A 26,804-nucleotide genomic window follows, 5' to 3' on the forward strand; every position below is an offset into this window, starting at 1 on the left:
GCCTCCGGCTCCGCCTCCACCGCAATGTGACGCCCCCTCACCCCGACCCCGTCAACGGTACGCCGGGGCGCCCGACTTCCCCTCGGCCGCGGCCGACGCACCGCCCGGCTGACGTCGGCCGAAGCCGGCCTCGTCCGACGGCCCGGGGCCCGGGACCCAACTGCGCTCAGGAGCGGCGCGTTGGTGCCGGGACGGAGTTCAGCCGTTCCGGGCGGCGTCGGTCTCGGCCGAGGAGACCGCCGATTCGGCAGCGTCGAGGAGCTTCCGCAGACGGTCCACGTCGTCCGACGAAGTGGAGGCCTCTGAGCCCCGGGAGCTGACGGAGCCTGCGCCGGAACTCCCCGTGTCGTCGTCGGCAGACCGGCCGCAGCCGGTGACCAGCAGCGCGACGGCCAGCGCGACGGCCGGCGCGACGGCCGTCGCCAAGGCGGCCGCCGCGGCCGGCGCCTCCCGGGAGCGCCGCATCAGCTGCCGCTCCCGTTGTCGCGGGCGGCACACCACTTCTCGACGCCGCGCACGTCCTTCTGACGCTGTTCGAGGGTAGGGACGAGGGACTTGCGGAAGGTGAGCTTGCCGTCGAGGAACTTCTTGATCTCGTCGTGGCCCGCGGCCCCGGCGTTGTCCACGCGCTTCTGAAGCCGGGCGATGGATCCGGGTACGGTCGCGTCCCCGTGCAGCCGCGTCAACGCGCGCGTGATGCGCTGGTCGATCCTCGGGGCGCGCTGACACAGTACGCGGGCACCGTCGCCGGTCGGCGCGGCGTGCGGTGCGTGCGGTGCGTGCGACGCGGCGGCGCTCTGCGGGGAGCCCGAGCCGCTGTCGGCGACCGCGAGGCCCGCGGTGGCGAGGAGCCCGCCCGCGGCGGCGAGCGAGACGGCGGCTGTCCTGAGCATCGGCATGACGGATTCCTCCAGGATTCCGGGGCGGTTGCCTGTCCCCGGGAAAGCTAGGAGCCGTCTTTGTGGAAATCGTGTGGAACGGACGCCCCCGGGCCCGGGACCCCTGGGCCCGGGACCTCCGCGCCGGAGACCCGTGACCGCTCGGCGGTCGCGATGAGCCAGTCCCGGTGCGGCGGCAGGGTCACTTCCGTCGCCGCGTCCGGCACGCCGTCCACCTGCGCCGGAACGCGGACCTCGAAGCGGGCGCCGGGTCCGTCCGGCCGGTCGAGCACCCGTATCCGGCCACCGTGCAGCGCGACCTGCTGGGCGACAAGGGTGAGACCGAGCCCGGAGCCGGGGCTGTCGGGCCGCCGGTGGAAACGCTCGAAGATCTTGTCCCGCAGCCGGTCCGGCACTCCGGGCCCCCGGTCGTCGACCGTGAGGACCGCGACGGCTCCTCCGGACTCACCTACGCGCTCCACCCGCAGCGCCACCTCGACCGACCCGCCCGACTCGCCCTCCCGCCCACCGCCGTGCACCAGGGCGTTGGTGAGGAGGTTGTCCAGGACGATCCGCAGACCGGGCTCCCATCCGCGTACGTACAGACCCGGTACGCCGGTGACCTCGATCCGCGCCCGGGGGTGCCGGCGCCGCAGGTCCGCGGCGGACGCCTCCAGGACGTCCACCAGGTCCACCGGCCCGAACGCCTCCGCCTCGATCAGGTCGCCGCGCCCCAGTTCGCGGAGCATGACGATCAGGCCGAGCAGGCGCGCGTGTTCGTGCCGCAGGTCGTGCAGGACTTGCCCGCGGTCGTCGGCGGCGAGTTCCGGGTGGGCGGTGAGGATCTCCAGGTTCGTCTGCATGCTCATCAGGGGCGTGCGGAGTTCGTGAGACGCGGCGGCCGAGAAGGAGCGGGCGGTGGCCAGGGCTTCAGCGGTACGGGCGGCCTGCTCGTCGTAGCGGGAGAGCACGGTACGCAGGGTGCGCGCCAGGTCGTCGACTTCGGCGATCCCGGTCGGGGTGTGGTCGAGGCGGGTCGCGCTGCACCGGGGGTCGAGGCCGCTGGTGCGTCGCTGCAGGAGCCGCAGCGGGCGGCTGACGCGAGTGGCGACGGCCCACGCCAGCAGCCCCGAGACCGGGGCGGCGAGCAGCGCCACACGCCGTACGCGCGAGCGGACCAGGGCGATCTGGGCCCGGCTCGCCGCGTCGGGCGAGAACACCCACAGCGTGCCGTCGGCGCCCGCTCGGCCCCCCTTGATCGGGGTCGACAGGACCCGCCAGTTCTCGCCCCCGGCGCGCACCGTCCGTGGGACCGGCGCGGCCTGGACCGGCAGCGGTGCGTCGGCGCCGGGCTGCGGGCCCGCCGACGACACGGTCCCGTCCGGGCTGACGAGGCGCAGGCCCACGTCCAGCCCGGACGTGAGCATCTGCCGTTCGCGGGCCTGCTCGACGGCCGCGGGCCGGTCGGCGGCCGTGGCCCTGAGCAGCCGACGGGCGTCCGGCGCCGCGACCGCCGCGCGCTCCCGCAGGCGGGCGTCCTCTCGTGTCTGCAGATCGTCCGCGACGAGTCGTACGAGCAGCCAGCCTGCGGCGAGGACGAGCAGCGGGGTGGTGAGGCCGACGGCGATGGCGATACGGGTGGAGAGCCTCACGGCCGGTCACTCCCCCTTCCGTCCTGCGTCCCGCCCGTCGTCCCGGAGGACGAACCCGACGCCCCGCACCGTGTGGATGACACGTGCCCGCCCGTCGGCTTCGAGTTTGCGCCGCAGATAGCTGACGAACGTGTCGACGGCATCGGTGCGCACGTCGAAGTCGTATCCCCACACGCGGTCGAGCAGTTGATCGCGGGTGAGGACGATCCCCGCGTTGCGCGCGAGCACGTCCAGCAGCTCGACCTCGCGCCGGGTCAGGGAGAGCGGACGGCCGTCCAGCCGTGCCTCGCGTGCCGCGGGATCCAGGACGAGGCCGCCGACCCGTACCTCGTCGGTGGTACGGGGCGGCCGCCGTCGCAGCAGCGACCGGAGCCGCAGCACGAGTTCCTGCAGGGCGAACGGCTTGACCAGGTAGTCGTCGCCGCCCGCCTGCAGTCCGGCGATCCGGTCGGCGGTCTCGTCCAGGGCCGAGAGCATGAGAACGGGCAGGTCTCTGCCCTCCTCCCGCAGCCGACGGCACACCTCGATGCCGCTCAGATCAGGCATGGACACGTCGAGCACGACGACATCGGGCGACCGGGTCCGCAGCCCGGCGAGCGCGGCGTGGCCGCCTTCGGCGAGGTCGACGGCGAAGCCGCTCAACCGCAGCCCGCGCTCCAGCGACCTGCGGATCGCCGGGTCGTCGTCGACCACCAGTACCCGTCCCTGACTCCGGGCCTCCGCCACGCTTCCCACCCCGCCTCACCGCCGCCTCCGTGACCGGTCGGTACCGGCCACGGTCGTCCGTGCCATGGTGCACGACACCCTGACGCCCGTCCCGGAGTTCGCCGACCCCCCACAAGGAACCCCCGCGCGCGGAGGCACCCCGTCGCGGCGGTCTCGTCTGCGGTGCGGGCCCTGGCTCCCTGGCCCCTTGGTCCCCTGGCCCCTTGGTCCCCTGGCCCCTTGGCCCCCTGGCGGTGGGCGGTTGTGTCTCTGCCGCTGTTCCGGGGTCGTCCGGGCCCGGACGGCAGCGGCGCACGCTCCCTGAAGGACGGGCTGACGAGCGACGGCGCTGCGTCGGCCGGTCCTTCGGCGCCAACCTGCGCGCCCGTGCGCACGTGGCGCACCGGGCACCTGCCAAAAATGCCCCCTGATCCGCGTTTCCGCTGTTCAGGGGGCATTCATGTGTGGAGCCTAGGGGAGTCGAACCCCTGACATCTGCCATGCAAAGACAGCGCTCTACCAACTGAGCTAAGGCCCCGGGAAGCGTCGCCGGAGATACCGCGTCCGGCGGGCGTCGCTGACCAGAGTACCGGGTCACCCCCGGGATCTCGCAAAAAGATTGGGGTCCCCGCGCACGACCACTCTCCGTAAGATGCTCGGCGTGGTTCGCTACAGCGAACCGCGGTTGTTTAGGGGAAGCGATGGGGAGACGCAATGGACGCCGCACAGCAGGAAGCGACCGCGAGAGCGCGGGAACTGCAGCGGAACTGGTACGGGGAGCCGTTGGGGGCGCTCTTCCGTAAGCTCATCGACGATCTTGGCCTGAACCAGGCTCGTCTCGCGGGGGTGCTGGGACTGTCCGCGCCGATGCTGTCCCAGCTGATGAGCGGTCAGCGGGCGAAGATCGGCAACCCGGCGGTGGTCCAACGGGTGCAGCTGCTGCAGGACCTCGCCGGCCAGGTCGCCGACGGCAGTGTGAGCGCGGCCGAGGCCACCGAGCGCATGGAGGAGATCAAGCGGTCCCAGGGAGGATCGGTACTGAACAACACCACGCAGACGACGAGCAGTTCGGGCGCGCCCACGGTCAAGCGGGTGGTCCGCGAGATCCAGTCGCTGCTGCGTTCGGTGGCCGCCGCCGGTGACATCATCGACGCAGCGGACAGCCTCGCCCCGACCCACCCCGAACTCGCCGAGTTCCTCCGGGTCTACGGCGCCGGCCGCACCTCGGACGCCGTCGCGCACTACCAGTCCCACCAGAACTGACCGCCCCGCCGCGCACCGCCGGCCGAATGGACCAGGGGTACGGACGACACGGGTGACCGTACGGGGTACGGCACGGGGGCGTCGTCGTCACGGGGGACCCCGACCGGGGCGGTGAAGACGGGACGCGGCGGAGGGGTCTACCGTCCGTCCCGGGGGAAGCAAGAGGGAAGGCAGGAGCCGGCAGTACGCGGGAGCAAGGGGCGACCCGTAGGGGGAGGAGCGACGCACGGTCATGGGTGAGGTCTTCGCCGGGCGGTACGAACTCGTCGACCCGATCGGACGCGGAGGCGTCGGCGCCGTCTGGCGCGCCTGGGACCACCGCCGCCGCCGCTACGTCGCCGCCAAGGTGCTCCAGCAGAGCGACGCCCACTCCCTGCTGCGCTTCGTGCGCGAACAGGCCCTGCGCATCGACCATCCGCACGTCCTCGCACCCGCGAGCTGGGCCGCCGACGACGACAAGGTCCTGTTCACCATGGACCTGGTGGCCGGCGGATCGCTCGTCCGCCTCGTCGGCGACTACGGACCGCTGCCCCCGCTGTACGTCTGCACCCTGCTCGACCAGCTCCTGTCCGGACTGGCCGCCGTGCACGCCGAGGGCGTCGTCCACCGCGACATCAAACCGGCGAACATCCTCCTCGAAGCCACCGGCACGGGCAGGCCCCGGCTGCGCCTGTCCGACTTCGGTATCTCCATGCGCCTCGGCGAGCCCCGGCTGACCGAGACCAACCTGGTCGTCGGCACCCCCGGTTACCTCGCCCCCGAGCAGATGATGGGTTCAGAACCCGACTTCCCCGCCGACCTGTTCGCGGTGGGCCTGGTCGGGCTGTACCTCCTGGAGGGTGCCAAGCCGGACGTCAAGGCGCTCGTCCAGTACTTCGCGGAACACGGCACGCCCGGCGCCCCCAAGGGCATACCCGAGCCGCTCTGGCAGGTGCTGGCCTCGCTCGTGCAGCCGGACCCGCAGGCCCGCTTCCGCACCGCCACCGGCGCGCGCAAGGCGCTGGCGGCCGCCGTGGAGCTCCTTCCCGAGCCCGGCCCCGACGACGAGCTGATCGAGATCTTCGACCAACTCGGGCCCCTGCCGAAGGGCTTCGGCCCTCAGGGACCGCTGTCCCGACCGCCGGGGCTCTCCACGCCGGAACTCCCCGCCGCCTCAGGCGACTCCGGGCAGGGGGTCCCCGGGCCGAGGGTCTCCGGGCGAGGGGGCTCTGGGCCGGAGGTCTCCGGGCACGGGGGCCTTGGACCGGGGGGCTCTGGGCCGGGTGCTCACGGGCAAGGGAGCCCTGGACCGGGGGACTCTGGGCCGGGTGCTTACGGGCAAGGCGCCCCTGGACCGGGAGGCTCTGGACCGAGGGTCTCCGGGCCAGGTGTCTCCGCATCGGGGGGCTTCGAGGGCGTGGGGGAGTCGGGTCGGGGGGACCTGCCGGGCCAGGTCCCCGAGCGCTCCGCACGCTCGCGTCCGGGTGCGGAGGCAGGCCCCGGGCCGGGTGTCTCCGAGCAGCACACCGCCTCGCAGGCCACCTGGCCCGGCGTCAGTTCGGCACCGGCCGGGGAGAGCACCGCCTCGGTACCGGCCGGCTGGGGCCCGGGCGCACTCGGCCCCAGGTCGCCGATACCACCGGCGCCGGCCTCGCCTCCCATTCCGTTGCCCGCACCCGCACCTACGGCCACACCCACGCCAACCCCGACCCCGACACCAACCCCGACACCAACCCCGACACCCTCCATGTCCGACACCGGCAGCTTCCACCTGCCGCCGCCGCGGCAACAGCAACAGCCCACGCCTCCGCCTGGGAACAGCCGCCCGGACGCCCCCGCCGGGCCCAGGGCCACCTACGCCCTCCCGGTCCGTCCGTCAGCCCCGGACACGTCCACCGCGTCCACGTCCACCGCGTCGTACACCGCTCAGAACCCCCAGCCCTCCGCCCAGGTCCTCGGCCCGCCCCCCGCATCCGCCCCCGCCCCGGCGCCCAGGGTCGCCCCCGGCACCGCCACCCGGCACGGCCGCCGGGGCGCCCGGCGTGGCAGGCCTCGGCCGGGCCCGCCCGCCCGGGTCGCCGTGCCCGTGCTGCTGCTCGCGCTGGTCTGCTACGCCGTGGGGTTCTGGGCGCTGACCCGCGTCTGAGCGGCGGCGGCCCGGCGGCGGGCGGTCACCGTCCACACGCCGAGGACCAGCAGCAACGCGGTCCCGGTACCGATACCGCCCACGGCAAGCGCCCGCATGGTGTCACCGTCGCCGCCGGACGCCCCCGCCGCCGTACCGGCAGTCGGACCGCCCGCCCCGCCGGAGCCGGAACCCTCGGCGCCACCGGAGTCAGCCGTCGCGGCGGCCACGTCGAACACGCCTCGCGGCACCGGCTCCCCCGCGTACCCGGGCCCTTCCGCCGCCGTCCCGTCGAGCCCCACCCTCAGGGTCATCCCGTACGGTCCGTCGCCGAACCGGTCCGCCACCTGGGCGGCGAGGTGGACGACGACGTAGTACCAGCCGGCGAACCGCATGGCACTCACCCGCTCGGACAGGGCGTACCGGTTGGCGTAGGCCACCGGCGGCACGGGGGCGAGCGTGGCCGCCTTCTGGGTACCGCCGTAGCCGGTCCGGGCGGTGTCGGCCTCGGCGCGCACCGGGTTGTAGAGGGTGACGTCGAGGGCGGCGGCCAGATAGCCGGTGTCCTCGTCGGAGCTGCCGAGTTCCACAGTGGCGTGGGGGCTGCGGCCCCAGTCGACCGGAAGCTTGTAGTAGAGGGTCTGGCCGGGGGAGATGTCGTCGCGCCAGGCTCCCTCCCCGACGGCGGTGGCCGTGGCGAAGCCCGCGCCGCCCCGGCGGGACGCGGCCTCGCCGGCCGGGGGCGCGGGTGTGGCGGAGTCCCACGTCTCGGGCGCCCGGGTGGGCTGGGCACTGCTCGGCTGCGGCTCGGACACCGTGGTGAGTTCGAGGTCCCAGGGCTGGCCGGTGGGCTGCTTGGGATTGGCCCGCTGGACGACGACGTAGTACGTCCCGGCCTTCTGGCACAGCCGCTTGCCCGGCTCGATCTCGCGCCCGCCCCACGCGGTGACGGGCCGTGGGCTGCGGGCGGCGCCGACGGTCGCCGTGTCGTGGGAGCAGCCCTGCCCGTCGGCGTTCTGCACGTCGACCCGGATGCCGTCGGAGACCGAGGGTTCCGGGTCGGCAGCGCGGGGAACCGCCGTGACGGAGACGTAGGCGCTGCTCTCGGCGTCGAGTTCCAGGGCGTAGTACGTCTTCTCACCGTCCGTGAGAGCGCTGCGGTAGGTCGTTCCGGCTTCCAGGCGTACGGCGTCGGAGGTGCCGGTGGCTCCGGGGACGCTACGGGCGTCGGCGGCGAAGGCGTACCCGGCGGAGTCGGTGCCCCAGGGGACGGGCGCGGCCTGGGCGGTGCCCGGCGCCGCCCAGGTCAGCGTCGCGGCGATCAGCGTCACCGCCGCCAGCGACGCCGCTTTCGCCGGCGACGCAGCGCAAAACCCCGACCACGAGGCGCGGCCGGGGTCTGTACGTGTGTTGTTTCCGCTGGGGGAGCTCACGAACCCGTGGGCACGGAGTCAGTCGCCTCCGTCCACAGGTCCTGCTCGGCGCGATCCGCCTGGATCTGGCGGTACACGAGGAGCCCGCCGATGGCGGCCAGTGCGACCAGGAGAAGCTTCTTCACCGCGCGACCTCGTCTTTCGTTGACGTAGGGGACCTCTGGCGCCCGACTATACACACCGATCGATATCGATCGGTGACCTATGTCGGCCGCTCAACTTCCGCATCCGACCGCGCAGTAGCAGGGGATCGGATGGCCCGGTCCGCGGCCTGACCAGGGCCCCGATCCGCTCCTCGGCTCCCCTGCGCCCATCCGGGTGGTGTTCATCTGAACATCGCCACGCGACGTGCGTCGGTCCACCGCTTCCTCCACCCCATACACATCATGAGGAAAGTACGCAAATCGCCCAACCCGAAAGTGAGGGGATCATGGCCAAGACCCAGGTCATGAAGGTCTGGACGGCCTTCGTCACCGCCTTCCTCGCGCTGTGTACGGCGCTCGGCCTCATCACCACGACCGCCGCGACGGCGGTAGCCCAGAGCGAGCCGGCGCGCAACAGCGGAAACCGCGCCGCCGCCCCCGCGGCCTCGCCGGCCCTGGCGGCGGGCCCCTGGTCCTGGACGCGTGCCCGGGCCCTGCCACCCACGATGAAGCAGCGCATCCGGGCGGAGGCGCACGGCAAGTCCCCCAGCTGCCGCCACCGCTCCCCCGACGAGCCGCAGCAGCCTGCGGCGCAGGTGGACGCGGACGCGGACCATGCGAACGCATCCCACGCGAGCGGGGTACGGCCGGACGCATCCGACGCCGACGCGGTACAGCCGGACGCATCCCACACGAGCGCGGTACAGGCGGCTCCGTCCCACACGGACGCGGCGCACGCGGCCCCGTCCCACGCGAACGCGGCGCACACGGACGCGGCGCACGCCGGCGCCAAGCACGCGGACGTGGCCAAGGCGAACGCAGTCCAGGCGAACGCAGCCCAGGCGGACCCCTCTCACAGGGGCCAGTCCCGCACGGCCCCGTCCTCCTGCGCCTCGACCGTCGCGACGCAAGCGGGGGTCACGCCCTGAGCGAGCGCACCGCACCGCCCGAGCCGGCGGAGCAACCACCCGAAGGACGCCCTCGATCCGCGTCAACTATGCGGAGTCGTAGTCTGGTCCCCGTGACCACGGCGTGCGAGATGATCGCGGACGATCTCCGCCGATCGATCCGCGAGGGCGAGTACGAACCCGGTGACCGACCTCCGTCGGAGAGGGAACTCGCCGGACACCACGAACACAGCGTGCCCGTCGCCCGCACGGCGCTCCAGGCGCTCGCCGGCGAAAGGCTGATCGACGAACACGACGGACACGGCGACGCCGTACGAGACCCCCGTACCCTCGTGGTCCGGGACAGCCGGCGTCACCAGTGGAAGAAGAACCGGGCCCGCGCGCCGCGGGCCGAGCGGACCTCGGCGGGAGCGACGGACCACGACACCGGACCGGACGTCCGGGATCCGGCCTTCCGGGCGACGCACCGAGAGATCGAGGCACCCCGGGACCTCTCCCGCGCATGCGGCGTCCCCGAAGGCACGCCACTCCACGCACGCACCTACCTGACCCGCAGAGCGACCGAGCCGGCCCCGCCCGGTCTCGTCACCTCCTTCCTCGTCCGCGAGACGATCGCCGCCGGCACCGACCTGCTGGACGCACACCGGAAGCCCTGGCCCGGCGGCCCCCAGAGCCAACCGCACACGGTGGGTACCGAGCTGGACCGGATCCAGGAGTCCGTGACCGCCCGGCCCCCGACCCCGCACGAGGCGCGGGCACCGGACCTGCCGCCCCGCGCCTCGGTGACACCGCTGCGCACGACGTCGTGCGGCATCGACGGCCGCGTGGTGGAGATCGCCGACGTCACGCTGCCCGGCGACCGCAGGCGGCTGCTGTCCACCACCCCGCTGGAGCGGTGGTGACCGCTGTCGTGCCCCGCCCCGGAGAGCGGCGACGCATCACCGTCGTCACCGCGGTCCACGCCCCGTCCGCCCGCCATCTGCCGGACGCCTATGCGTCCCTGCGCGATCAGCGGCTGCCCGACGGCTGGGAGTGGCACTGGGTCATCCAGGAGGACGGCCGTACGGACGCCGTCGCCCCCCACGTGCCGGACGACCCCCGCGTGACCCTCCGCCAGGGCCGGCCCGGCGGACCCGGCGGCCCCGGAGTCGCCCGTACCCTCGCGCTGGCCCACGCCGAGGGCCCGTACGTGAAGGTCCTGGACGCCGACGACCGGCTCACCCCCGGTGCGCTCGCCCGCGACCTGGCCGCCCTCGAAGCCGACCCCGACCTCGGCTGGGCCACCTCCCGCGCCCTCGACCTGCTGCCGGACGGCACCACGGTGGGCTTCCCCGGCGACCCGGACGAAGGTCCCGTCGAGCGTGGCGCGGTGCTCGACCACTGGGCCGCCCACGACTGTCTGGCCCAGGTCCACCCGGCCACCCTCTTCGTACGGCGCGACCTGCTGCTGGCTCTCGGCGGCTGGATGGCACTGCCCGCATCAGAGGACACCGGCCTGTTGCTCGCCCTGAACGCGGTCAGCCGCGGCTGGTTCACCCGGGAGACCGGGCTCCTCTACCGCAAGTGGGACGGCCAGGTGACGGCGGCACCCGCCCATGTCGACACCGCCGAGCGCACGGCGCGGATGGCGATCGCCCACGCTCGTGCCCGGTCCCTGGCCTCGCTGGGCTGGCGCCACCCGGTCACGGGCTGAGCAGCCGAGCGGCCGCGCCGAGCCCGGCCCGCTGGTCAGCCGCTCCGGCCGCGCCCCGACTCGCCCAGGGATATCGCCTGGGAGGGACACCACATCGCCGCCTCCCGCACCTCCGGCTCCTCCCCGGCCCCCTCGCGTCCGGGCAGGACGGCCACGTACCCGTCGACCAGGGTGAAGACGGACGGCGCTCTGTGCACGCAGTCGTGGGAGCCGTAGCACCGGCCGGGATCCACGGAGATCTTCATGTGCCCTCCCCTCACGAGGCGGTCACGAGCCCGCCCCCACAGATCTGCCTGCCCTCCCGACAAGCCCTTGAACCGGTCCGCGCACCCGGACAACGCCCCCACCCTTTGCCCTTAGGGGCCCAGAAAGGCCCTAGAAGCCCTAGAAGCAGTCCTCGGCCTGCTCCTGGATCCCCACACCGGTCCGTACGCGTCCCGCCGTGGCCAGCCAGTGCGCCACCCTGCGTACCGTCGTCTCGTCGAGCCGCTCGACGACGGCCTGTACGGCGGTAACGTCGTCCGGGGTGAGGTCATAGAGGCCGGCCTGGCCCAGCCCGGCCATGAGCGCCTGATGCCGACGGTCGAGCATCCGTTCGACGTGGCTGGCGCTGCCCCGCGCCTGCCCAGCCGCACTCGCACCCGGCCCGTCCGCACTTCCACCCGGGCCGGCAGCGACATCGGTATGGGCCTCGGCATCGGTGAGGTCCGCACCGGCATCGGCATCGGCATCGGCATCGGAGGTGTCGGTGTGGGCGTCGGCGGCCCGCCTCAACGCCTGCGCGGTCCCCTCCTGCCGCGCCCACGCCCCGTCCTTCGGCCCCCACAGCGCGACGACCGGTTCCTGCCCCCGGGCTCGCATGGTGTGGGTCATCTCGCCCAGCGCGTACAGCACAGGCGCGCGATGGGGCGACTCCGCGCCCACCCGCCAGGAACCCGAGCTTGCGTCCGAGCCGGAACCTGAACCGGAGCCGGAACCCGAGTCCCATCCCGAGCCGGAACCCGGGTCCGACCCCGAGCCGGAACCCGGGTCCGGCACGTGGAACAGCGCCACCCAGCGCGGCTCCCCCGGCGGCTGCGGACTCTGCGGATGCGTCCGCGAACGTGTCTCCACTTGCGCTCACCCCCTGCGACAGCGGCACGGCGAGGCGACCATAACTGACGGATCGTCAGGTATCCAGGGGTGCGCACAGGGAGCGGACACGATTCGGCACCGGTCTCTCCCCTCGTGGAGACCGGTGCCGAACTCGGGCGGACACGGTGGCTCCGGGCCGTGTCGGCGGCGGTGCGGAGCGTGTTTCAAGAGGTCAGCGCCGTGCCCGGCGGCTGTGCCGCGATCGTGCCAGCCGAGCCGTGGATGGAGGAGGCCCTCCTCCTCAGAGGCCGACGAAATCGCAGGTCAGGGAGGTAGAGTGAGTTTTCCGGTCCGGATGTCCAGGCGGCGGGAGTAAGGGGTGGATGCCTTGAGTTCCGACTCAGGGGCAGCACGCACAGCCTTCGCGGAACGTCTCGCGCTGTTGTACAAGGAAGCCGGCAACCCACCCCTGAAGAGCGTCTCGGAAGCGGTCGTACGACTGCAGCGCGTCGACGAACGAGGACGACCCGTACGGGTCTCCGCCCAGCGGATCAGCGACTGGCGGCGGGCGAAGAACGTACCCGCGCAGTTCGCCGCCCTGGCGGCGGTGCTCCAGGTCCTGGTACCGGCGGCCCGGCGCGCACGGCCCGCTCCGGTCGCCCCGGGGCTGTACGACATCGGCCAGTGGCAACGGCTCTGGGAGCGGGCGGTGGCCGATCCCGTGCTCCCCGCCGGCTCCACCGGCGGTTCCGCCGCCTCCTCCGGAGACGGAACCGCGGCACCGGACCGGCAGCGGGGTCGGGACCCGGCCGAGGAGCCCCCGCCCGTACCCGGCGGGGTGTGCCCCTACCGGGGGCTCGCCTCGTACCGGCGGCAGGACGCCGGCTGGTTCTTCGGCCGGGAACGCAGTACCGAGGCCCTGGTGAACCAGCTGCGGGCGGCCGAGGACACGGGCGGGCTGGTGATGCTGGTCGGCGCCTCCGGGGCAGGCAAGTCCTCCCTGCTGAACGCCGGTCTGGTCCCCGCCCTGGCCGCAGGCGCCGGGGACGACGACACACCTGCCCGGCCGATCCTGCAGTTCGTCCCGGGCGCCGATCCTCTCGGCGAGCTGACCCGCCGTATCCCCGGACTGGCCTCTGTCGTCTCGGCCGCCCGGCGGTTGTCCACCGGACCCCCCGACACGGACATCGCACCGGCCGCCCCGCACGCCCCCTCCCCCCGGCACCCGGATCCCCCACCGCTCCCCGAGGCCGTACGGCAGGTGCAGCAGGCCGTCACCGCCTGGGCCCACCGCCCCGGCGCCTCTGCCGCGCCCCGCCCCGTACTGATCGTCGACCAGTTCGAGGAGACCTTCACCCTCTGCCCCGACGAGAGCGACCGCCGCACCTTCATCCAGCTCCTGCACGCCGCCTGCACCCCGGCCGGCCCCGGCACACCGGCGCCCGCGCTGGTCGTGCTCGGCGTCCGCGCCGACTTCTACGAGCGGTGCCTCGACCACCCCGAGCTGGCCGACGCCCTGCAGCACCGCCACATGGTGCTCGGACCGCTGACCACCGCCGAACTGCGCGAGGCGGTGACCGGCCCGGCCAAGGCGGTCGGCCTGGAACTGGAACCCGGCCTCGCCGAACTGATCGTCCGCGAGGTCAGCGCCGACGGCCCGCGCGGCGCCCACGACGCGGGCGTCCTGCCACTGCTGTCGCACGCCCTGCTCGCCACCTGGCAACGCCGCAAGGCGGGACGGCTGACGCTGGCCGGCTACCGGGCCGCCGGCGGTATCCAGGGCGCGGTCGCGGCGACCGCCGAGCGCGCCTGGTCCCGCCTCGACCCGGCCGCCCGCACCGCGGCCCGGCTGCTCCTGCTGCGCCTGGTCCGGCTCGGCGAGGACACCCGGACCACCCGCCGGCGCGGCACCCGGCGCCAGCTGGCACAGGAGTCGAGTGACCCCGGAAAGACGGAGGAGTCGCTGGAGGCGCTGGTCCGCGCCCGGCTGGTGACGCTGGACGCGGACACCGTGGAGATCACCCACGAGGCCCTGCTGCACGCCTGGCCGCGCCTGCGCGAGTGGATCGACGAGGACCGCGGCGGCCATCTGCTGCGCCAGCGGCTGGAGGAGGACGGCCGGGCCTGGGAGAGCTCGCACCGCGACTCCTCCCTCCTGTACCGCGGATCCCGGCTCGAGCAGGCCCACACCTGGGCGAAGTCCGCCGGCGACACCTCGCTGACCCGCAGCGCGGTCGATTTCCTGGCCGCCTCGGTGCGGCTGCGACGTCGCACGGTGTGGCTCGGGCGGGCCGCGGTGTCCGCCGTGCTGGTCCTCGCGATCGTGGCCGCCGGTGCGGCGGTGGTCGCCTGGCAGCAGCGAAACGACGCCGTGTTCGGCCAGGTCGTCGCCGAGGCCGACCGGGTGCAGTACACCGACCCGTCGCTGTCCGCCCGGCTCGACCTGGTGGCGCACCGGCTGCGCCCGGACGACGAGGACACGTCGAGCCGCCTCCTGTCGATCGTCAACGCACCCCTGGCCACCCCGCTGTCCGGGCACACCGGTGCCGTCTACCTCACCACCTTCAGTCCGGACGGCAGAATCCTCGCCACCGCCAGCTACGACCGCACCGTGCGCCTGTGGGACGTGCGCGACCCGGCCCGGCCGGAACCGTTGGGCGGCGCCCTCACCGGGCACACCAGCTGGGTGAGCAGCGCGGTCTTCAGTCCGGACGGCCGCACCCTGGCCAGCGCGGGCGACGACGGCACGATCCGGCTGTGGGACGTCACCGACCCCGCCGCGCCACGCCCGCTCACCACGCTCACCGGCCACCGGGGCACCATCTACCTGATCGCCTTCAGCCCCGACGGCCGGACCCTCGCCTCAGCCGGCGAGGACGACACCGTCCGGCTGTGGGACATGACCGACCCGCCGAACGCGACCGCCCGCGGCGCCCCCCTGACGGGGCACACGGCGGCCGTCCGGTCGGTCGCGTTCGGCCCCGACGGGCACACCCTGGCTTCGGGCGGCGACGACGACACGGTCCGCCTGTGGGACGTCACCGACCCGAACCACGCGAAGGCGCTCGGTTCCCCGCTCACCGGACACTCCGACCTCGTGCACTCGGTGGCCTTCAGCCCGGACGGACACACCCTGGCCAGCGGCAGCGCGGACGACACCATCCGGCTGTGGGACGTCACCGACCGGGACCGCGCCGAAGCACTCGGCTCCCCGCTCACCGGACACACGGGACCCATCTGGTCGGTGGCGTTCAGCCCCGACGGCAACCTGCTCGCCGCGGCCAGCGCCGACAGTACGGCGAGCCTGTGGAGCGTGGCGGACCCGGCGAACCCGTCGCGGGTCGGTGAGCCGCTCGCGGGCGGCAGCGGCGAGATGTACGCCCTCGGCTTCCGCCCCGACGGCCGCACCCTGGCCACCGGCAGCGGCGACAGCAAGATCCGGCTGTGGTCCGTCCCGACGTCCGACCTGATCGGCCGCAACGGCGCCTTCCGCCCTGACGGCAAGGTGCTCGCCACGGCCGCGCGGGACGGCCGGATACGGCTGTGGGACGTGGCACGGCCGGACCGGCCCGTGCGCCTGGGCAAGCCGTTCCTGTCGGCGGACGGCGGCCAGCGAATGTTGGCGTTCTCCCCCGACGGCCGGACCCTGGCGATCCTCACGAGCAACCGCACGCTGTCCCTCTGGGACGTCTCCGACCCGGCCCGCCCGGTCGCCCACGCCCCACCCGTCGCCCTGAGCACGCGGTTCATGGGCCCGGACGCGCTGGCGTACAGCCCGGACGGCCGCACGGTGGCCACCGCCTACACCGACCGCACCGTGCGGCTGTGGAACGTCACCGACCCGGACCACATCGTCCCCTACGGCCCCCCGATCACCGGCCACCACGGGTACATCAACGCCCTCGCCTTCAGCCCCGACGGCCGCACCCTGGCCAGCGGCAGCGCGGACCGCACCATCCGGCTGTGGAACGTCTCCGACCCGGCACACCCCTCCCGGCTCGGCCGTGCCCTCACCGGTCACACGGGCCCCGTCAACGTGCTCGCCTACCGCCCCGACGGCACCACCCTGGCCAGCGGCAGCGACGACGACACCGTCCGCCTGTGGGACGTCACCGACCCGACGCACGCCACCGCGCTCGGCTCCCCGCTCACCGGTCACAGCGAGGCGCTGGCCTCACTGACCTTCCGCCGGGACGGCCGTACGCTGGCCAGCGGCGGCACCGACAACACGGTGCGGCTCTGGGACGTGTCCCGCCCGTCGGACGCCACCCCCATCGGCCAGTCGATGAGCCCGCACGCCCGCACCGGCACCTACCTGGCCTTCAACCCACGCACCCACCGGCTCGCCGTCTCCAGCGGCGTCGACACCGTGCGCCTGTGGAACCTGGACGTCGACGACGCCGTCGACCGCATCTGCTCGACGACCCGAGGCGTCCTCACCCCCGAGACATGGCAGGAGTACCTGCCCCGCCTCTCCTACGACCCGCCCTGCGACGACTGACCCCGAGGAATCCCAACCCCGGATTCGGTTCCCGCCACCCCATCTGCCTTGTTAGCCTTGGCCCAAGCCCGGTCGCTGCCGCATCCCCCGTCGTCAGCGACCGGGCATCTCCATGCCCGGCCCCGTCGGCCACCCCGATGTTTCACGCGACCCGATGTTTCACGTGAAACACCAAAAGACCCCCGGTCCACCGGACCGAGGGTCTTCACTGTGGGGCTAACAGGATTTGAACCTGTGGCCTCATCCTTATCAGGGATGCGCTCTAACCAACTGAGCTATAGCCCCGCCGCGCTCTGCGGTGTATGTCCCGCGCGCTGACTCCTGAAGATTAGCGCACGACCGGGGCAGTCCCAAAATCGGTTGTCGGGGTACCGCCCCGGAGGGTTCAGCGGCGGGTCACTCGTCCTCCGCCAAGGTCAGCTCGATGCCGCCGACGAAGCCGGCGGAGAGGTTGTAGATGAAGGCGCCGAGAGTGGCGAGCGCCGTGGCGAGGACGACGTCGATGACCGCGATGATCGACGCGAACATCAGCACGTGGGGGAGCGAGAGGAACGACTGCAGGTCGAATCCGTTCGACTCGTTGGAGCCGGTCGCCTCGGAGATGGTGCTGCCCACCGAGGAGAAGACGCCCATCGCGTCCATGACCATCCACAGCATCGCCGACGCCACGATCGTGCAGATGCCCAGCGCGATGGAGAGCAGGAAACTGACCTTCATCACCGACCACGGGTCGGCCTTGGCCACCCGCAGCCGCGCCTTGCGGACCCTCGGCATGGTGCGGGCGCCCGTCCGGGGCCGCCGTACCGCGGCCCCCGCCGGGGCCGGAGCGCCGGCGCCCTGCGCCGGGTACGCCTGCGGCGGGTGGTACGGCCCGGAGGGCTGCTGCGTCTGCCGTTCCCCCGGCAGCGGGGAGGCCGCCTGCGGGCCTCTGGTGTCGGTCACAGTTCCCCCCTGGGATGTCTGCGCGTCGGGAGAGGGCGTGCCGGAGTCCGTCACCTTGACCGCCTTGAGGTTGGTCGTGTGCGGGTCCGCCACCGGTGCGGCGGAGCCACGGCCGCCGCCCTTCTGCTCCGATTCGGCAGAGGTCCCGGTCGATGCCCCGACCGAACCGGCGCCCGTGGCTCCGCTCACGATGACTCACTCCTCGTGCTACTCGGCCGAGGGCGCCTCACCCTCGTCCGTGCCGGTGGTCGCGGCATCCTCGACGGTCTCGTCCACGGCGTCACCGCCGTCGACCTCCTCCGCCTCGCGCCCCGCCTCGGCGTTACGAGCGATGCCGACCACGGCATCGCGCTTGCCCAGGTTGATCAGTTGGACGCCCATGGTGTCACGGCCCGTCTCCCTGACCTCGTTGACTCGCGTACGAATCACACCGCCGGACAGCGTGATGGCGAGGATCTCGTCGGTCTCCTCGACCACCAGCGCGCCGACGAGCGAACCGCGGTCCTCCACGATCTTGGCGGCCTTGATACCGAGGCCGCCGCGTCCCTGGACGCGGTACTCGTCGACAGCGGTCCGCTTCGCGTACCCGCCGTCCGTCGCAGTGAACACGAACGTACCGGGTCGAACAACATTCATCGAGAGCAGTTCGTCGCCCGGGCGGAAACTCATGCCCTTCACACCCGAGGTCGCCCGGCCCATCGGACGCAGCGACTCGTCCGTCGCCGTGAACCTGATCGACTGCGCCTTCCTGCTGATCAGCAGCAGATCGTCGTCGGCCGAGACCAGTTCGGCGCCGATCAGCTCGTCGTCCGAACCGTCCTCGCCCTCCCGCAGGTTGATGGCGATCACACCGCCGGAACGGGGCGAGTCGTAGTCCTTCAGCGGGGTCTTCTTCACCAGACCGGCCTTGGTGGCCAGTACGAGGTACGGGGCCACCTCGTAGTTCCGGATCGCGAGGATCTCGGCGATCGCCTCGTCCGGCTGGAAGGCGAGCAGGTTGGCCACGTGCTGACCACGCGCGTCCCGGCCGGCGTCGGGCAGTTCGTACGCCTTCGCGCGGTACACCCGGCCCTTGTTGGTGAAGAACAGCAGCCAGTGGTGGGTGGTCGAGACGAAGAAGTGGTCGACGATGTCGTCTTCCTTCAGCTTCGTGCCGCGCACGCCCTTGCCGCCGCGCTTCTGCGCCCGGTAGTCGTCCGTCTTGGTGCGCTTGACGTAGCCGCCGCGCGTGACGGTGACGACGATGTCCTCCTCGGCGATCAGGTCCTCCATGGACATGTCGCCGTCGTAGGGCACCAGCATGGTCTTGCGGTCGTCGCCGTACTTCTCGACGATCGCGGCGAGTTCCTCGCTGACGATGCCGCGCTGGCGGACCGGGGAGGCCAGGATCTCGTTGTACTCGGTGATCTTGGCCTGGAGTTCGTCGTGCTCCTGGACGATCTTCCGGCGCTCCAGGGCGGCCAGGCGGCGCAGCTGCATCTCCAGGATGGCGTTCGCCTGGATCTCGTCGATCTCCAGCAGCTCCATCAGGCCGCCGCGCGCGATCTCTACGGTGTCGCTGCGCCGGATCAGCGCGATGACCTCGTCGATGGCGTCCAGAGCCTTCAGCAGGCCGCGCAGGATGTGCGCCCGCTCCTCGGCCTTGCGCAGCCGGAAGCGCGTACGGCGGACGATGACCTCGATCTGGTGCGTCACCCAGTGGCGGATGAACGCGTCCAGGGAGAGGGTGCGCGGCACGCCGTCGACCAGGGCCAGCATGTTGGCGCCGAAGTTGGTCTGCAGGTCCGTGTGCTTGTACAGGTTGTTCAGGACGACCTTGGCGACCGCGTCCCGCTTGAGGACGATGACCAGGCGCTGGCCGGTGCGCGACGACGTCTCGTCGCGGACGTCGGCGATGCCGCCGATCTTCCCGTCCTTCACCAGGTCGGCGATCTTCTGCGCCAGGTTGTCGGGGTTGACCTGGTAGGGCAGCTCGGTGACCACCAGGCACTGGCGGTTCTGGATCTCCTCGACCTCGACCACCGCGCGCATGGTGATCGAGCCGCGCCCGGTGCGGTACGCCTCCTCGATGCCCTTGCGGCCGACGACCAGCGCGCCGGTCGGGAAGTCCGGGCCCTTGATGCGCTCGATGAGGGCGTCGAGCAGCTCCTCGTGCGAGGCCTCCGGGTTCTCCAGGTACCACTGGGCGCCGGCGGCGACCTCGCGCAGGTTGTGCGGCGGGATGTTGGTCGCCATGCCGACCGCGATGCCGGCCGAGCCGTTGATCAGCAGGTTCGGGAAGCGGGACGGCAGGACGGTCGGCTCCTGGGAGCGGCCGTCGTAGTTGTCCGTGAAGTCGACGGTCTCCTCGTCGATGTCGCGGACCATCTCCATCGACAGCGGTGCCATCTTGCACTCGGTGTAGCGCATGGCCGCCGCCGGGTCGTTGCCCGGAGAGCCGAAGTTGCCGTTGGAGTCGACCAGCGGCATCCGCATCGACCACGGCTGGGCGAGACGGACCAGCGCGTCGTAGATGGAGGAGTCGCCGTGGGGGTGGTAGTTGCCCATGACGTCGCCGACCACGCGCGCGCACTTGTAGAAGCCACGCTCGGGGCGGTAGCCGCCGTCGTACATCGCGTAGAGCACCCGGCGGTGGACGGGCTTGAGGCCGTCCCGGACGTCGGGCAGCGCGCGGGAGACGATGACGGACATCGCGTAGTCGAGATACGAGCGCTGCATCTCGGTCTCGAGCCCGACGGGCTCGACACGCATGGCCAGGGCCTCTTCGCCCGGCGTCACGGAGGTGTTGTCGTCGGTCATTGCTGGTGAAGGTCCTTCCTGGTGCGGTCAGCTGAGACCGACTCAGATGTCGAGGAAGCGGACGTCCTTGGCGTTGCGCTGGATGAACTGCCGGCGCGCCTCGACGTCCTCGCCCATCAGGACCGAGAACAGCTCGTCGGCCTGCGCGGCGTCGTCGAGGGTGACCTGGCCGAGGACCCGGTGCTCCTGGTCCATGGTGGTCACGCGCAGCTCCTCGGCGTTCATCTCGCCGAGACCCTTGAAGCGCTGGATCGAGTCCTCGCGCACCCGCTTGCCGCGCTGGCGGCCCATCTCCAGCAGGGCGTCGCGCTCCCGGTCGGAGTACGCGTACTCGACGTCCTCCCGGCCCCACTTGATCTTGTACAGCGGGGGCCGGGACAGGAACACGTGCCCGGCCTCGACCAGCGGCCGCATGAAGCGGAACAGGAAGGTCAGCAGCAGGGTGTTGATGTGCTGGCCGTCGACGTCGGCGTCCGCCATCAGGATGATCTTGTGATAGCGGAGCTTCTCGATGTCGAAGTCCTCGTGCACGCCGGTGCCGAAGGCGGAGATCAGCGCCTGGATCTCCTGGTTCTGCAGGATCTTGTCGATCCGCGCCTTCTCGACGTTGAGGATCTTGCCGCGGATCGGCAGGATCGCCTGGTACTCCGGGTTCCGGCCGGACTTGGCCGAGCCGCCGGCGGAGTCGCCCTCGACGATGAAGATCTCGCACTTGACGGGGTCGTTCGACTGGCAGTCGGAGAGCTTGCCGGGCAGGGACGCCGACTCCAGCAGGCCCTTGCGCCGGGTCAGGTCGCGCGCCTTGCGGGCCGCCACGCGCGCGGTGGCCGCCTGGATGCCCTTGCGGACGATGTCCGCGGCCTCCACCGGGTTGCGGTCCAGCCAGTCGTTGAGGTGCTCGTAGACCGCCTTCTGGACGAAGGTCTTGGCCTCGGTGTTGCCCAGCTTGGTCTTGGTCTGGCCCTCGAACTGCGGCTCGCTCAGCTTGACCGAGATGATCGCCGTCAGGCCCTCGCGGATGTCGTCGCCCGTGAGGTTGTCGTCCTTCTCGCGCAGCAGCTTCTTGTCGCGCGCGTACTTGTTGATCAGGGAGGTCAGCGCGGCCCGGAAGCCCTCTTCGTGGGTACCGCCCTCATGCGTGTGGATGATGTTGGCGAAGGAGTACACGCCCTCGCTGTAACCGCTGTTCCACTGCATGGCGACCTCGAGGGACAGGCTCTTGTCCTTGTCCTCGGCCTCCAGGTCGATCACCGTCGGGTGGACGACCTCCCCCTTGCGGGAGTTGAGGTACTTCACGAAGTCGACGATGCCGCCCTCGTAGTGGTACGTGACGCTCTTGGGCTCGTCCTTCTCGTCCGCGCCCGCCTCGTCCGCGCCGGCGGTGGCCTTGGCCGACGCGCGCTCGTCGGTGAGCCGGATCGTCAGGCCCTTGTTGAGGAACGCCATCTCCTGGAAGCGCCGCGACAGCGTCTCGAAGGAGTACTCGGTGGTCTCGAAGATCTCCGGGTCCGCCCAGAAGGTCACCGAGGTGCCGGTCTCCTCGATCGCCTCGTGCTGCGCCAGCGGTGCCGTCGGGACGCCCATCTTGTAGTCCTGCGTCCAGCGGTGTCCGTCGGTCCTCACCTCGACGGACACCTTGCTGGACAGGGCGTTCACCACGGACACGCCCACGCCGTGCAGACCGCCGGAGACCGCGTAGCCGCCCCCGCCGAACTTGCCGCCCGCGTGCAGCACCGTCAGCACGACCTCGACGGCCGGCTTGCCCTCGGAGGGGACGATGCCCACGGGGATGCCTCGCCCGTTGTCGACGACGCGTACGCCGCCGTCGTCGAGGATCGTCACGTCGATCGTGTCGGCGTGCCCGGCCAGCGCCTCGTCGACGGAGTTGTCGACGACCTCGTACACCAGGTGGTGCAGACCGCGCTCACCGGTCGAACCGATGTACATACCGGGGCGCTTGCGGACCGCGTCCAGGCCTTCGAGGACGGTGATGGCGCTCGCGTCGTAGGACGCGGTGACGGAGGCCTCGGCGCCATGGGCCTCGGCCTCGGTGGACGGGATGTTCTCGTTGGGGTTGCCGGAATCGGCCACGAAGCGCCCTTTCTGGCACAGCACAAGCCAGGCTCCTGGGGGCCTCCCCGGTGGGGGAGCGTCGCCGGAGCGGCTGCGGCATGGTGCGTTGATAAGCCTTGATTCAGCGTTGCTCAGCTTTTCCCGGACGATCCCCTCGTTCGGGGCGGGATTGTCTCCCAGTCTACCGGTACCACTGACAGCGATGAGGGTTTGCCGGTACCTGAGTCCCCATGTGCCGCCCTGAACCGGACTCGGCCGACTCCCGATATACGGAAGGGGTCCCCAAGACGCTCACAGCGGCACTCAGCGCTTCGAGGTGTCAACCCTTGGCTACCGGGGAGTCACGACTGAATGCGTACGGGATTGCGGGCATTTGCCCCGCAGAACGCCGCGCGGCCGGGGCGGAACCCTCGATCCGCCCCGGCCGCCCGCCTCGCCCAGCCCCGCACGACCGGCAGGCGCATGCCTCACACGTGATGTACGTCACCCATAAGTGTCGCCGGGTCCGCTGCTGCCCGGAGCCCGCAGCGGACCGTACCGGCGCGGGCCGCCACCCGGCCCCTGCACCCTGATCTGTCGCACCGCCCCGTGTCCCAGGTCCTGGTTCAGCCGCGCCACCAGCGTCGGCGCCAGCAGCCGCAGGTTCGTCGCCCAGGCCGTGGAGTCACAGCGCACCACCAGCAGGCGCTCCTCCTCGTCGTACCGCTCGGGCACACAGTGCTTGGCCACGTCCTCACCCACGATCTGCGGCCACCGGCCCATCACCCCGCCCACCGCGGCCGGCGCCTCCCAGCCCCGCTCCGTCAACAGCCGGTTGATCGCCGCACCGAGCGCCATGGGGTCGCGCCCGTCGGCCCGCGCGCCGGAGCGCAGGCCGCCCCCGCGCCGGGCCTGCTTCTTCTGCTGCGCCGCATCGCCTCGCGCGCGTGCCTGCTCGCGCGCCGCGCGGAGCGCCACGCGCGCGAGGTCGACACCGGAGGGCTGCGGAGACTTCTCGGGCTCCTCGGCACTCATACGCGCTCCACCGTCCCGTCGGCCACCGCGTACCGGGCCCCGGCCAGCACGTCCGGCACGTCGTCGTCGACCGCGGCCGTCACCAGCACCTGCTCGCCGGGCGCCACCAGCTCCGCCAGCCGCTCCCGCCGCCGCGCGTCCAGCTCGGCGAACACGTCGTCCAGGACCAGTACCGGCTCGTTGCCCTCGGCGCGCAGCAGGTCGTAGGAGGCCAGCCGCAGCGCCAGCGCGTACGACCAGGACTCGCCGTGCGAGGCGTACCCCTTGGCGGGCAGTTCACCGAGCTTGAGCACCAGGTCGTCACGGTGCGGGCCGACCAGGGTGACGCCCCGCTCGATCTCCTGTTTGCGGGCCTCGGCCAGCGCCTCGCTCAGCCGTTCGTACAACTCCTCGCGCGTGTGCGCACCGCCCAGCGGAGCCGAGGGCCGGTACTCCAGCGCCACCGGGCCGCCGCCCGGCGCCAGCTGCTCGTACGCCTTGTCGGCCAGCGGCTGCAGGGCCGCGATCAGATCGAGCCGCCGCGCCAGCAGCTCGGCACCCGCGCCCGCGAGGTGCTGGTCCCACACGTCGAGGGTGGACAGGTCCATCGACCTTCCGCCGTGCCGCCGCGCCAGGGCCGCCGACTTCAGCAGGGTGTTGCGCTGCTTGAGCACCCGCTCGTAGTCGGACCGCACCCCGGCCATCCGCGGCGACCGCGCGGTGATCAGCTCGTCGAGGAAGCGCCGCCGCTCGCCCGGATCGCCCTTCACCAGGGCGAGATCCTCGGGCGCGAACAGCACGGTCCGTACGATGCCCAGCACGTCCCGGGGTCTGACCTGCGAGGACCGGTTGACGCGGGCGCGGTTGGCGCGGCCCGGGTTCAGCTCCAGCTCGATCAGCTGCTGCCGTTCGCCCTGGCGGACCTGCGCCCTGATGACCGCGCGCTCGGCGCCCATGCGCACCAGGGGCGCGTCGGAGGAGACGCGGTGGCTGCCGAGAGTGGCGAGATAGCCGACGGCCTCGACGAGGTTGGTCTTGCCCTGCCCGTTGGGGCCGACGAAGGCCGTGACGCCCGGGTCCAGTGGGACCTCGACCCGGGCGTACGAGCGGAAGTCGGCCAGCGACAGATGCGTGACGTGCATGGTCGGAGCCGACCTCCTCAACAGCCTGTGGACCGCCGTGCGGTCCTGTGGATCACTTCTTCTCGACGGCGTGCCCGCCGAACTGGTTGCGCAGCGCGGCGATCATCTTCATCTGCGGAGAGTCCTCCTGCCGGGAGGAGAACCGCGCGAAGAGGGAAGCCGTGATCGCGGGCAGCGGCACGGCGTTGTCGATGGCGGCCTCCACCGTCCAGCGTCCCTCGCCGGAGTCCTGTGCGTAACCGCGCAGGTCGTCGAGGTGCTCGTCCTCGTCCAGGGCGTTCACGGCGAGGTCGAGCAGCCAGGAGCGGACGACCGTGCCCTCCTGCCAGGAGCGGAACACCTCGCGGACGTTGTCCACGGAGTCGACCTTCTCCAGCAGCTCCCAGCCCTCGGCGTAGGCCTGCATCATGGCGTACTCGATGCCGTTGTGGACCATCTTCGCGAAGTGGCCCGCGCCGACCTTGCCGGCGTGCACCGCACCGAAGTCGCCCTCCGGCTTCAGCGCGTCGAAGACCGGCTGCACCCTGGCGATGTCCTCGGCATCGCCGCCGTACATCAGCGCATAGCCGTTCTCCAGGCCCCAGACGCCGCCGGAGACGCCGCAGTCGACGAAACCTATGCCCTTCGCGGCCAGCTGCTCGGCGTGCTTCTCGTCGTCCGTCCAGCGGGAGTTCCCGCCGTCCACGACCACGTCGCCGGGCTCCAGGAGTTCGGCCAGCTCGTCGACGGTGGACTGGGTGGCGGCGCCGGCCGGAACCATGACCCAGACGACGCGCGGGCCGCTGAGCTTGCCCACAAGCTCTTCCAGGCTGTGGACATCGGCGAGGTCCGGGTTGCGGTCGTATCCGACGACGGTGTGGCCCGCGCGGCGGATCCGCTCGCGCATGTTGCCGCCCATCTTGCCGAGGCCGACGAGACCGAGCTCCATCAGTTGTTCCTTAGGTCGCTGTGGCGTGTGGGGCACATGGTGCCGACGCACGAGCCTAAACCCGGACGCTGACGCACAACTGTGGGCATAGGCGCTCATACGTACGCCCTGACCTGCACAGGCTCCCGCGGACCCCTGCCTCGGCCGCGGTGCCGGGCACCCACAAGCACCCGGCACCCTGTGGACGACCGTCAGCCGCTGAGCCGCACCGGCATGATCAGGTACTTGTAGGCCACGTCCGCCTCGGCGTCCAGGGCGGGCTTGCCGCTCAGCAGCGCCGGCTTGGTGGACGTGGTGAACGACAGCTGCGCGACCGGCGAGTCGATCGCGCTGAGACCGTCCAGCAGGAACGTCGGGTTGAAGGCGATCGAGATGTCGTCGCCCTCCAGCTGCGCGTCGACACGCTCCACAGCCTGTGCGTCGTCGCTCGAACCCGCCTCCAGGATCAGCACGCCCTGCTCGAAGCTCAGCCGCACCGGAGTGTTGCGCTCGGCCACCAGGGCCACACGCTTGACGGCCTCCACGAAGGGCGCGGTCTCGATCACGGCGACGCTGTTGAACTCGGTGGGGAAGAGCGTCCGGTACTTCGGCAGATCGCCTTCCAGCAGCCGCGTGGTGGTGCGGCGGCCCGCACCCTCGAAACCGATCAGGCCCTCGCCGGAGCCGGAGCCGGAGAGCGCCAGGGTGACGCTGTCACCGGCGCCCAGCGACTTCGCGGTGTCCAGCAGCGTCTTGGCGGGCACCAGGGCGACCGCGGAGGCTTCCGGGTTCTCCGGCTTCCACAGGAACTCGCGGACCGCGAAGCGGTAGCGGTCGGTGGAGGCGAGGGTGACGGTGTCGCCCTCGATCTCGATGCGCACACCGGTCAGCACCGGCAGGGTGTCGTCCCGGCCGGCGGCGATGGCCACCTGCTGCACCGCCGAGGAGAACACCTCGCCGGGGACGGTGCCCGTCGCGTTGGGCATCTGCGGCAGCGCCGGGTACTCCTCCACCGGCAGGGTGTGGAGGGTGAAGCGGGAGGAGCCGCAGACCACGGTCGCCCGTACACCGTCTGTGGAAATCTCCACCGGCCGGTTGGGGAGCGCGCGGGAGATGTCGGCGAGCAGGCGGCCGGAGACCAGCACCGTGCCCTCCTCCTCGACCTCCGCCTCGACGCTCACCCGCGCGGAGACCTCGTAGTCGAAGCTCGACAGGCTCAGCTGCCCGTCCTCCGCCTTCAGCAGCAGGCCGGCGAGGACCGGCGCCGGCGGACGGGCCGGGAGGCTGCGCGCCGCCCAGGCCACTGCCTCCGCGAGTACGTCGCGTTCCACCCGGATCTTCACCGTAAGCCGCCTCCTGCTGTTGCCGGCGCTTCTCGCCCTGCTTCGCTTCGTCGTCTGTCTGGGTGTCGCGGCTCCCTGTGCCGGGAAGGACACCGGGAACCAGTCTGACGCACCGCACTGACAGCTGGTGCCCCTGTGGGTCAAGTCGTGACTCGGGGCGGCCGGGCAGCTCGGAGCGAGTTGTGCACAGGACCCGCTTCAAAACGATTCCCGGGCTCTCTCTAGTCGGGAGTAGTAGTAGGGCCTGTGGA

At 72.1% G+C, this 26,804-nt stretch carries 21 protein-coding genes and 2 tRNA genes; 6 read left to right on the forward strand and 17 right to left on the reverse strand.

Features of this window, described 5'->3' with window-relative positions; genetic code table 11:
- Positions 1-198: 198 nt before the first annotated feature.
- The 5 genes from ACSLTV_RS00755 to ACSLTV_RS00775 form a co-directional block, all read right to left on the reverse strand.
- Positions 199-465, reverse strand: a complete 267-nt coding sequence (locus ACSLTV_RS00755) for a hypothetical protein (RefSeq protein WP_432157218.1) — start codon at positions 463-465, stop codon at positions 199-201.
- Complete coding sequence (locus ACSLTV_RS00760; RefSeq protein ID WP_435611436.1) at positions 465-899, reverse strand: hypothetical protein; 435 nt, start codon at positions 897-899, stop codon at positions 465-467. The genes ACSLTV_RS00755 and ACSLTV_RS00760 overlap by 1 nt, the downstream gene beginning before the upstream one ends.
- A gap of 47 nt (positions 900-946) precedes the next feature.
- Positions 947-2,530, reverse strand: a complete 1,584-nt coding sequence (locus ACSLTV_RS00765) for a sensor histidine kinase (RefSeq protein WP_435611437.1) — start codon at positions 2,528-2,530, stop codon at positions 947-949.
- Positions 2,531-2,536: 6 nt separating this feature from the next.
- Entirely contained in the window at positions 2,537-3,256 is a 720-nt protein-coding gene (locus ACSLTV_RS00770) for a response regulator transcription factor (RefSeq protein ID WP_435611438.1), read from the reverse strand.
- 444 nt (positions 3,257-3,700) lie between these two features.
- Positions 3,701-3,773, reverse strand: a tRNA-Ala gene (locus tag ACSLTV_RS00775).
- Positions 3,774-3,949: 176 nt separating this feature from the next.
- Here ACSLTV_RS00775 and ACSLTV_RS00780 point away from each other — a divergent pair.
- The gene (locus tag ACSLTV_RS00780; RefSeq protein ID WP_432133542.1) at positions 3,950-4,498 is read left to right on the forward strand and encodes a helix-turn-helix domain-containing protein; all 549 of its coding nucleotides are present in this window, start codon (positions 3,950-3,952) and stop codon (positions 4,496-4,498) included.
- 232 nt (positions 4,499-4,730) lie between these two features.
- A complete protein-coding gene (locus ACSLTV_RS00785; protein ID WP_435611439.1) occupies positions 4,731-6,623 on the forward strand; it encodes a serine/threonine-protein kinase in 1,893 nt (630 codons plus the stop codon).
- On the opposite strand, the gene ACSLTV_RS00790 is transcribed toward ACSLTV_RS00785, so the two are convergent.
- Positions 6,587-7,933 (reverse strand): hypothetical protein, encoded by a 1,347-nt coding sequence (locus ACSLTV_RS00790; RefSeq protein WP_432133540.1) that lies wholly within the window; start codon positions 7,931-7,933, stop codon positions 6,587-6,589. The genes ACSLTV_RS00785 and ACSLTV_RS00790 overlap by 37 nt on opposite strands.
- Positions 7,934-8,031: 98 nt before the next feature.
- Positions 8,032-8,160: a DLW-39 family protein gene (locus ACSLTV_RS00795; RefSeq protein WP_003999697.1), complete on the reverse strand. Its 129-nt coding sequence runs from the start codon at positions 8,158-8,160 to the stop codon at positions 8,032-8,034.
- Between the two features lie 305 nt (positions 8,161-8,465).
- Between ACSLTV_RS00795 and ACSLTV_RS00800 the strand changes: the two genes are divergently transcribed.
- From ACSLTV_RS00800 to ACSLTV_RS00810, 3 genes are all read left to right on the forward strand, one after another.
- Positions 8,466-9,107, forward strand: a complete 642-nt coding sequence (locus tag ACSLTV_RS00800) for a DUF6344 domain-containing protein (RefSeq protein WP_435611440.1) — start codon at positions 8,466-8,468, stop codon at positions 9,105-9,107.
- A 92-nt stretch (positions 9,108-9,199) separates the two neighbouring features.
- On the forward strand, positions 9,200-9,988 hold the full coding sequence (locus ACSLTV_RS00805; RefSeq protein ID WP_435611441.1) for a GntR family transcriptional regulator: 789 nt from the start codon (positions 9,200-9,202) through the stop codon (positions 9,986-9,988).
- Complete coding sequence (locus tag ACSLTV_RS00810; protein ID WP_432133537.1) at positions 9,982-10,779, forward strand: glycosyltransferase family 2 protein; 798 nt, start codon at positions 9,982-9,984, stop codon at positions 10,777-10,779. Before ACSLTV_RS00805 ends, ACSLTV_RS00810 begins: the two co-directional genes overlap by 7 nt.
- Positions 10,780-10,814: 35 nt before the next feature.
- Here ACSLTV_RS00810 and ACSLTV_RS00815 read toward each other — a convergent pair whose 3' ends face one another.
- Together ACSLTV_RS00815 and ACSLTV_RS00820 are read right to left on the reverse strand one after the other, a co-directional pair.
- Entirely contained in the window at positions 10,815-11,024 is a 210-nt protein-coding gene (locus ACSLTV_RS00815; RefSeq protein ID WP_432133536.1) for a ferredoxin, read from the reverse strand.
- A gap of 139 nt (positions 11,025-11,163) precedes the next feature.
- Entirely contained in the window at positions 11,164-11,673 is a 510-nt protein-coding gene (locus ACSLTV_RS00820) for a hypothetical protein (protein WP_435611442.1), read from the reverse strand.
- 559 nt (positions 11,674-12,232) lie between these two features.
- On the opposite strand from ACSLTV_RS00820, the gene ACSLTV_RS00825 reads away from it, so the two are divergent.
- A complete protein-coding gene (locus ACSLTV_RS00825; RefSeq protein WP_432133534.1) occupies positions 12,233-16,354 on the forward strand; it encodes an nSTAND1 domain-containing NTPase in 4,122 nt (1,373 codons plus the stop codon).
- A 211-nt stretch (positions 16,355-16,565) separates the two neighbouring features.
- Here the strand turns inward: ACSLTV_RS00825 and ACSLTV_RS00830 are convergent.
- The 8 genes from ACSLTV_RS00830 to dnaN all read right to left on the reverse strand — a co-directional run bounded on the left by ACSLTV_RS00830 (position 16,566) and on the right by dnaN (position 26,553).
- A tRNA-Ile gene (locus ACSLTV_RS00830) sits at positions 16,566-16,639 on the reverse strand.
- Between the two features lie 111 nt (positions 16,640-16,750).
- Positions 16,751-17,485 carry a DUF3566 domain-containing protein gene (locus ACSLTV_RS00835; RefSeq protein ID WP_432133533.1) on the reverse strand — a complete coding sequence of 245 codons (735 nt, stop codon included), beginning with the start codon at positions 17,483-17,485 and terminating at the stop codon, positions 16,751-16,753.
- A gap of 18 nt (positions 17,486-17,503) precedes the next feature.
- Positions 17,504-20,095 (reverse strand): DNA gyrase subunit A, encoded by a 2,592-nt coding sequence (gene gyrA / locus ACSLTV_RS00840; protein ID WP_432133532.1) that lies wholly within the window; start codon positions 20,093-20,095, stop codon positions 17,504-17,506.
- Positions 20,096-20,137: 42 nt separating this feature from the next.
- On the reverse strand, positions 20,138-22,210 hold the full coding sequence (gene gyrB, locus ACSLTV_RS00845; protein WP_435611443.1) for a DNA topoisomerase (ATP-hydrolyzing) subunit B: 2,073 nt from the start codon (positions 22,208-22,210) through the stop codon (positions 20,138-20,140).
- Between the two features lie 441 nt (positions 22,211-22,651).
- Positions 22,652-23,182 carry a DUF721 domain-containing protein gene (locus tag ACSLTV_RS00850; protein ID WP_432136540.1) on the reverse strand — a complete coding sequence of 177 codons (531 nt, stop codon included), beginning with the start codon at positions 23,180-23,182 and terminating at the stop codon, positions 22,652-22,654.
- Positions 23,179-24,303 carry a DNA replication/repair protein RecF gene (gene recF, locus ACSLTV_RS00855; protein WP_435611444.1) on the reverse strand — a complete coding sequence of 375 codons (1,125 nt, stop codon included), beginning with the start codon at positions 24,301-24,303 and terminating at the stop codon, positions 23,179-23,181. The genes ACSLTV_RS00850 and recF overlap by 4 nt, the downstream gene beginning before the upstream one ends.
- A gap of 52 nt (positions 24,304-24,355) precedes the next feature.
- Positions 24,356-25,231: a phosphogluconate dehydrogenase (NAD(+)-dependent, decarboxylating) gene (gene gnd, locus ACSLTV_RS00860; RefSeq protein ID WP_435611445.1), complete on the reverse strand. Its 876-nt coding sequence runs from the start codon at positions 25,229-25,231 to the stop codon at positions 24,356-24,358.
- A gap of 191 nt (positions 25,232-25,422) precedes the next feature.
- Positions 25,423-26,553 (reverse strand): DNA polymerase III subunit beta, encoded by a 1,131-nt coding sequence (dnaN, locus tag ACSLTV_RS00865; protein ID WP_432136543.1) that lies wholly within the window; start codon positions 26,551-26,553, stop codon positions 25,423-25,425.
- Positions 26,554-26,804 lie beyond the last annotated feature (251 nt).

This window comes from Streptomyces sp. bgisy159, from assembly GCF_965341775.1.
Lineage (GTDB): Bacteria > Actinomycetota > Actinomycetes > Streptomycetales > Streptomycetaceae > Streptomyces.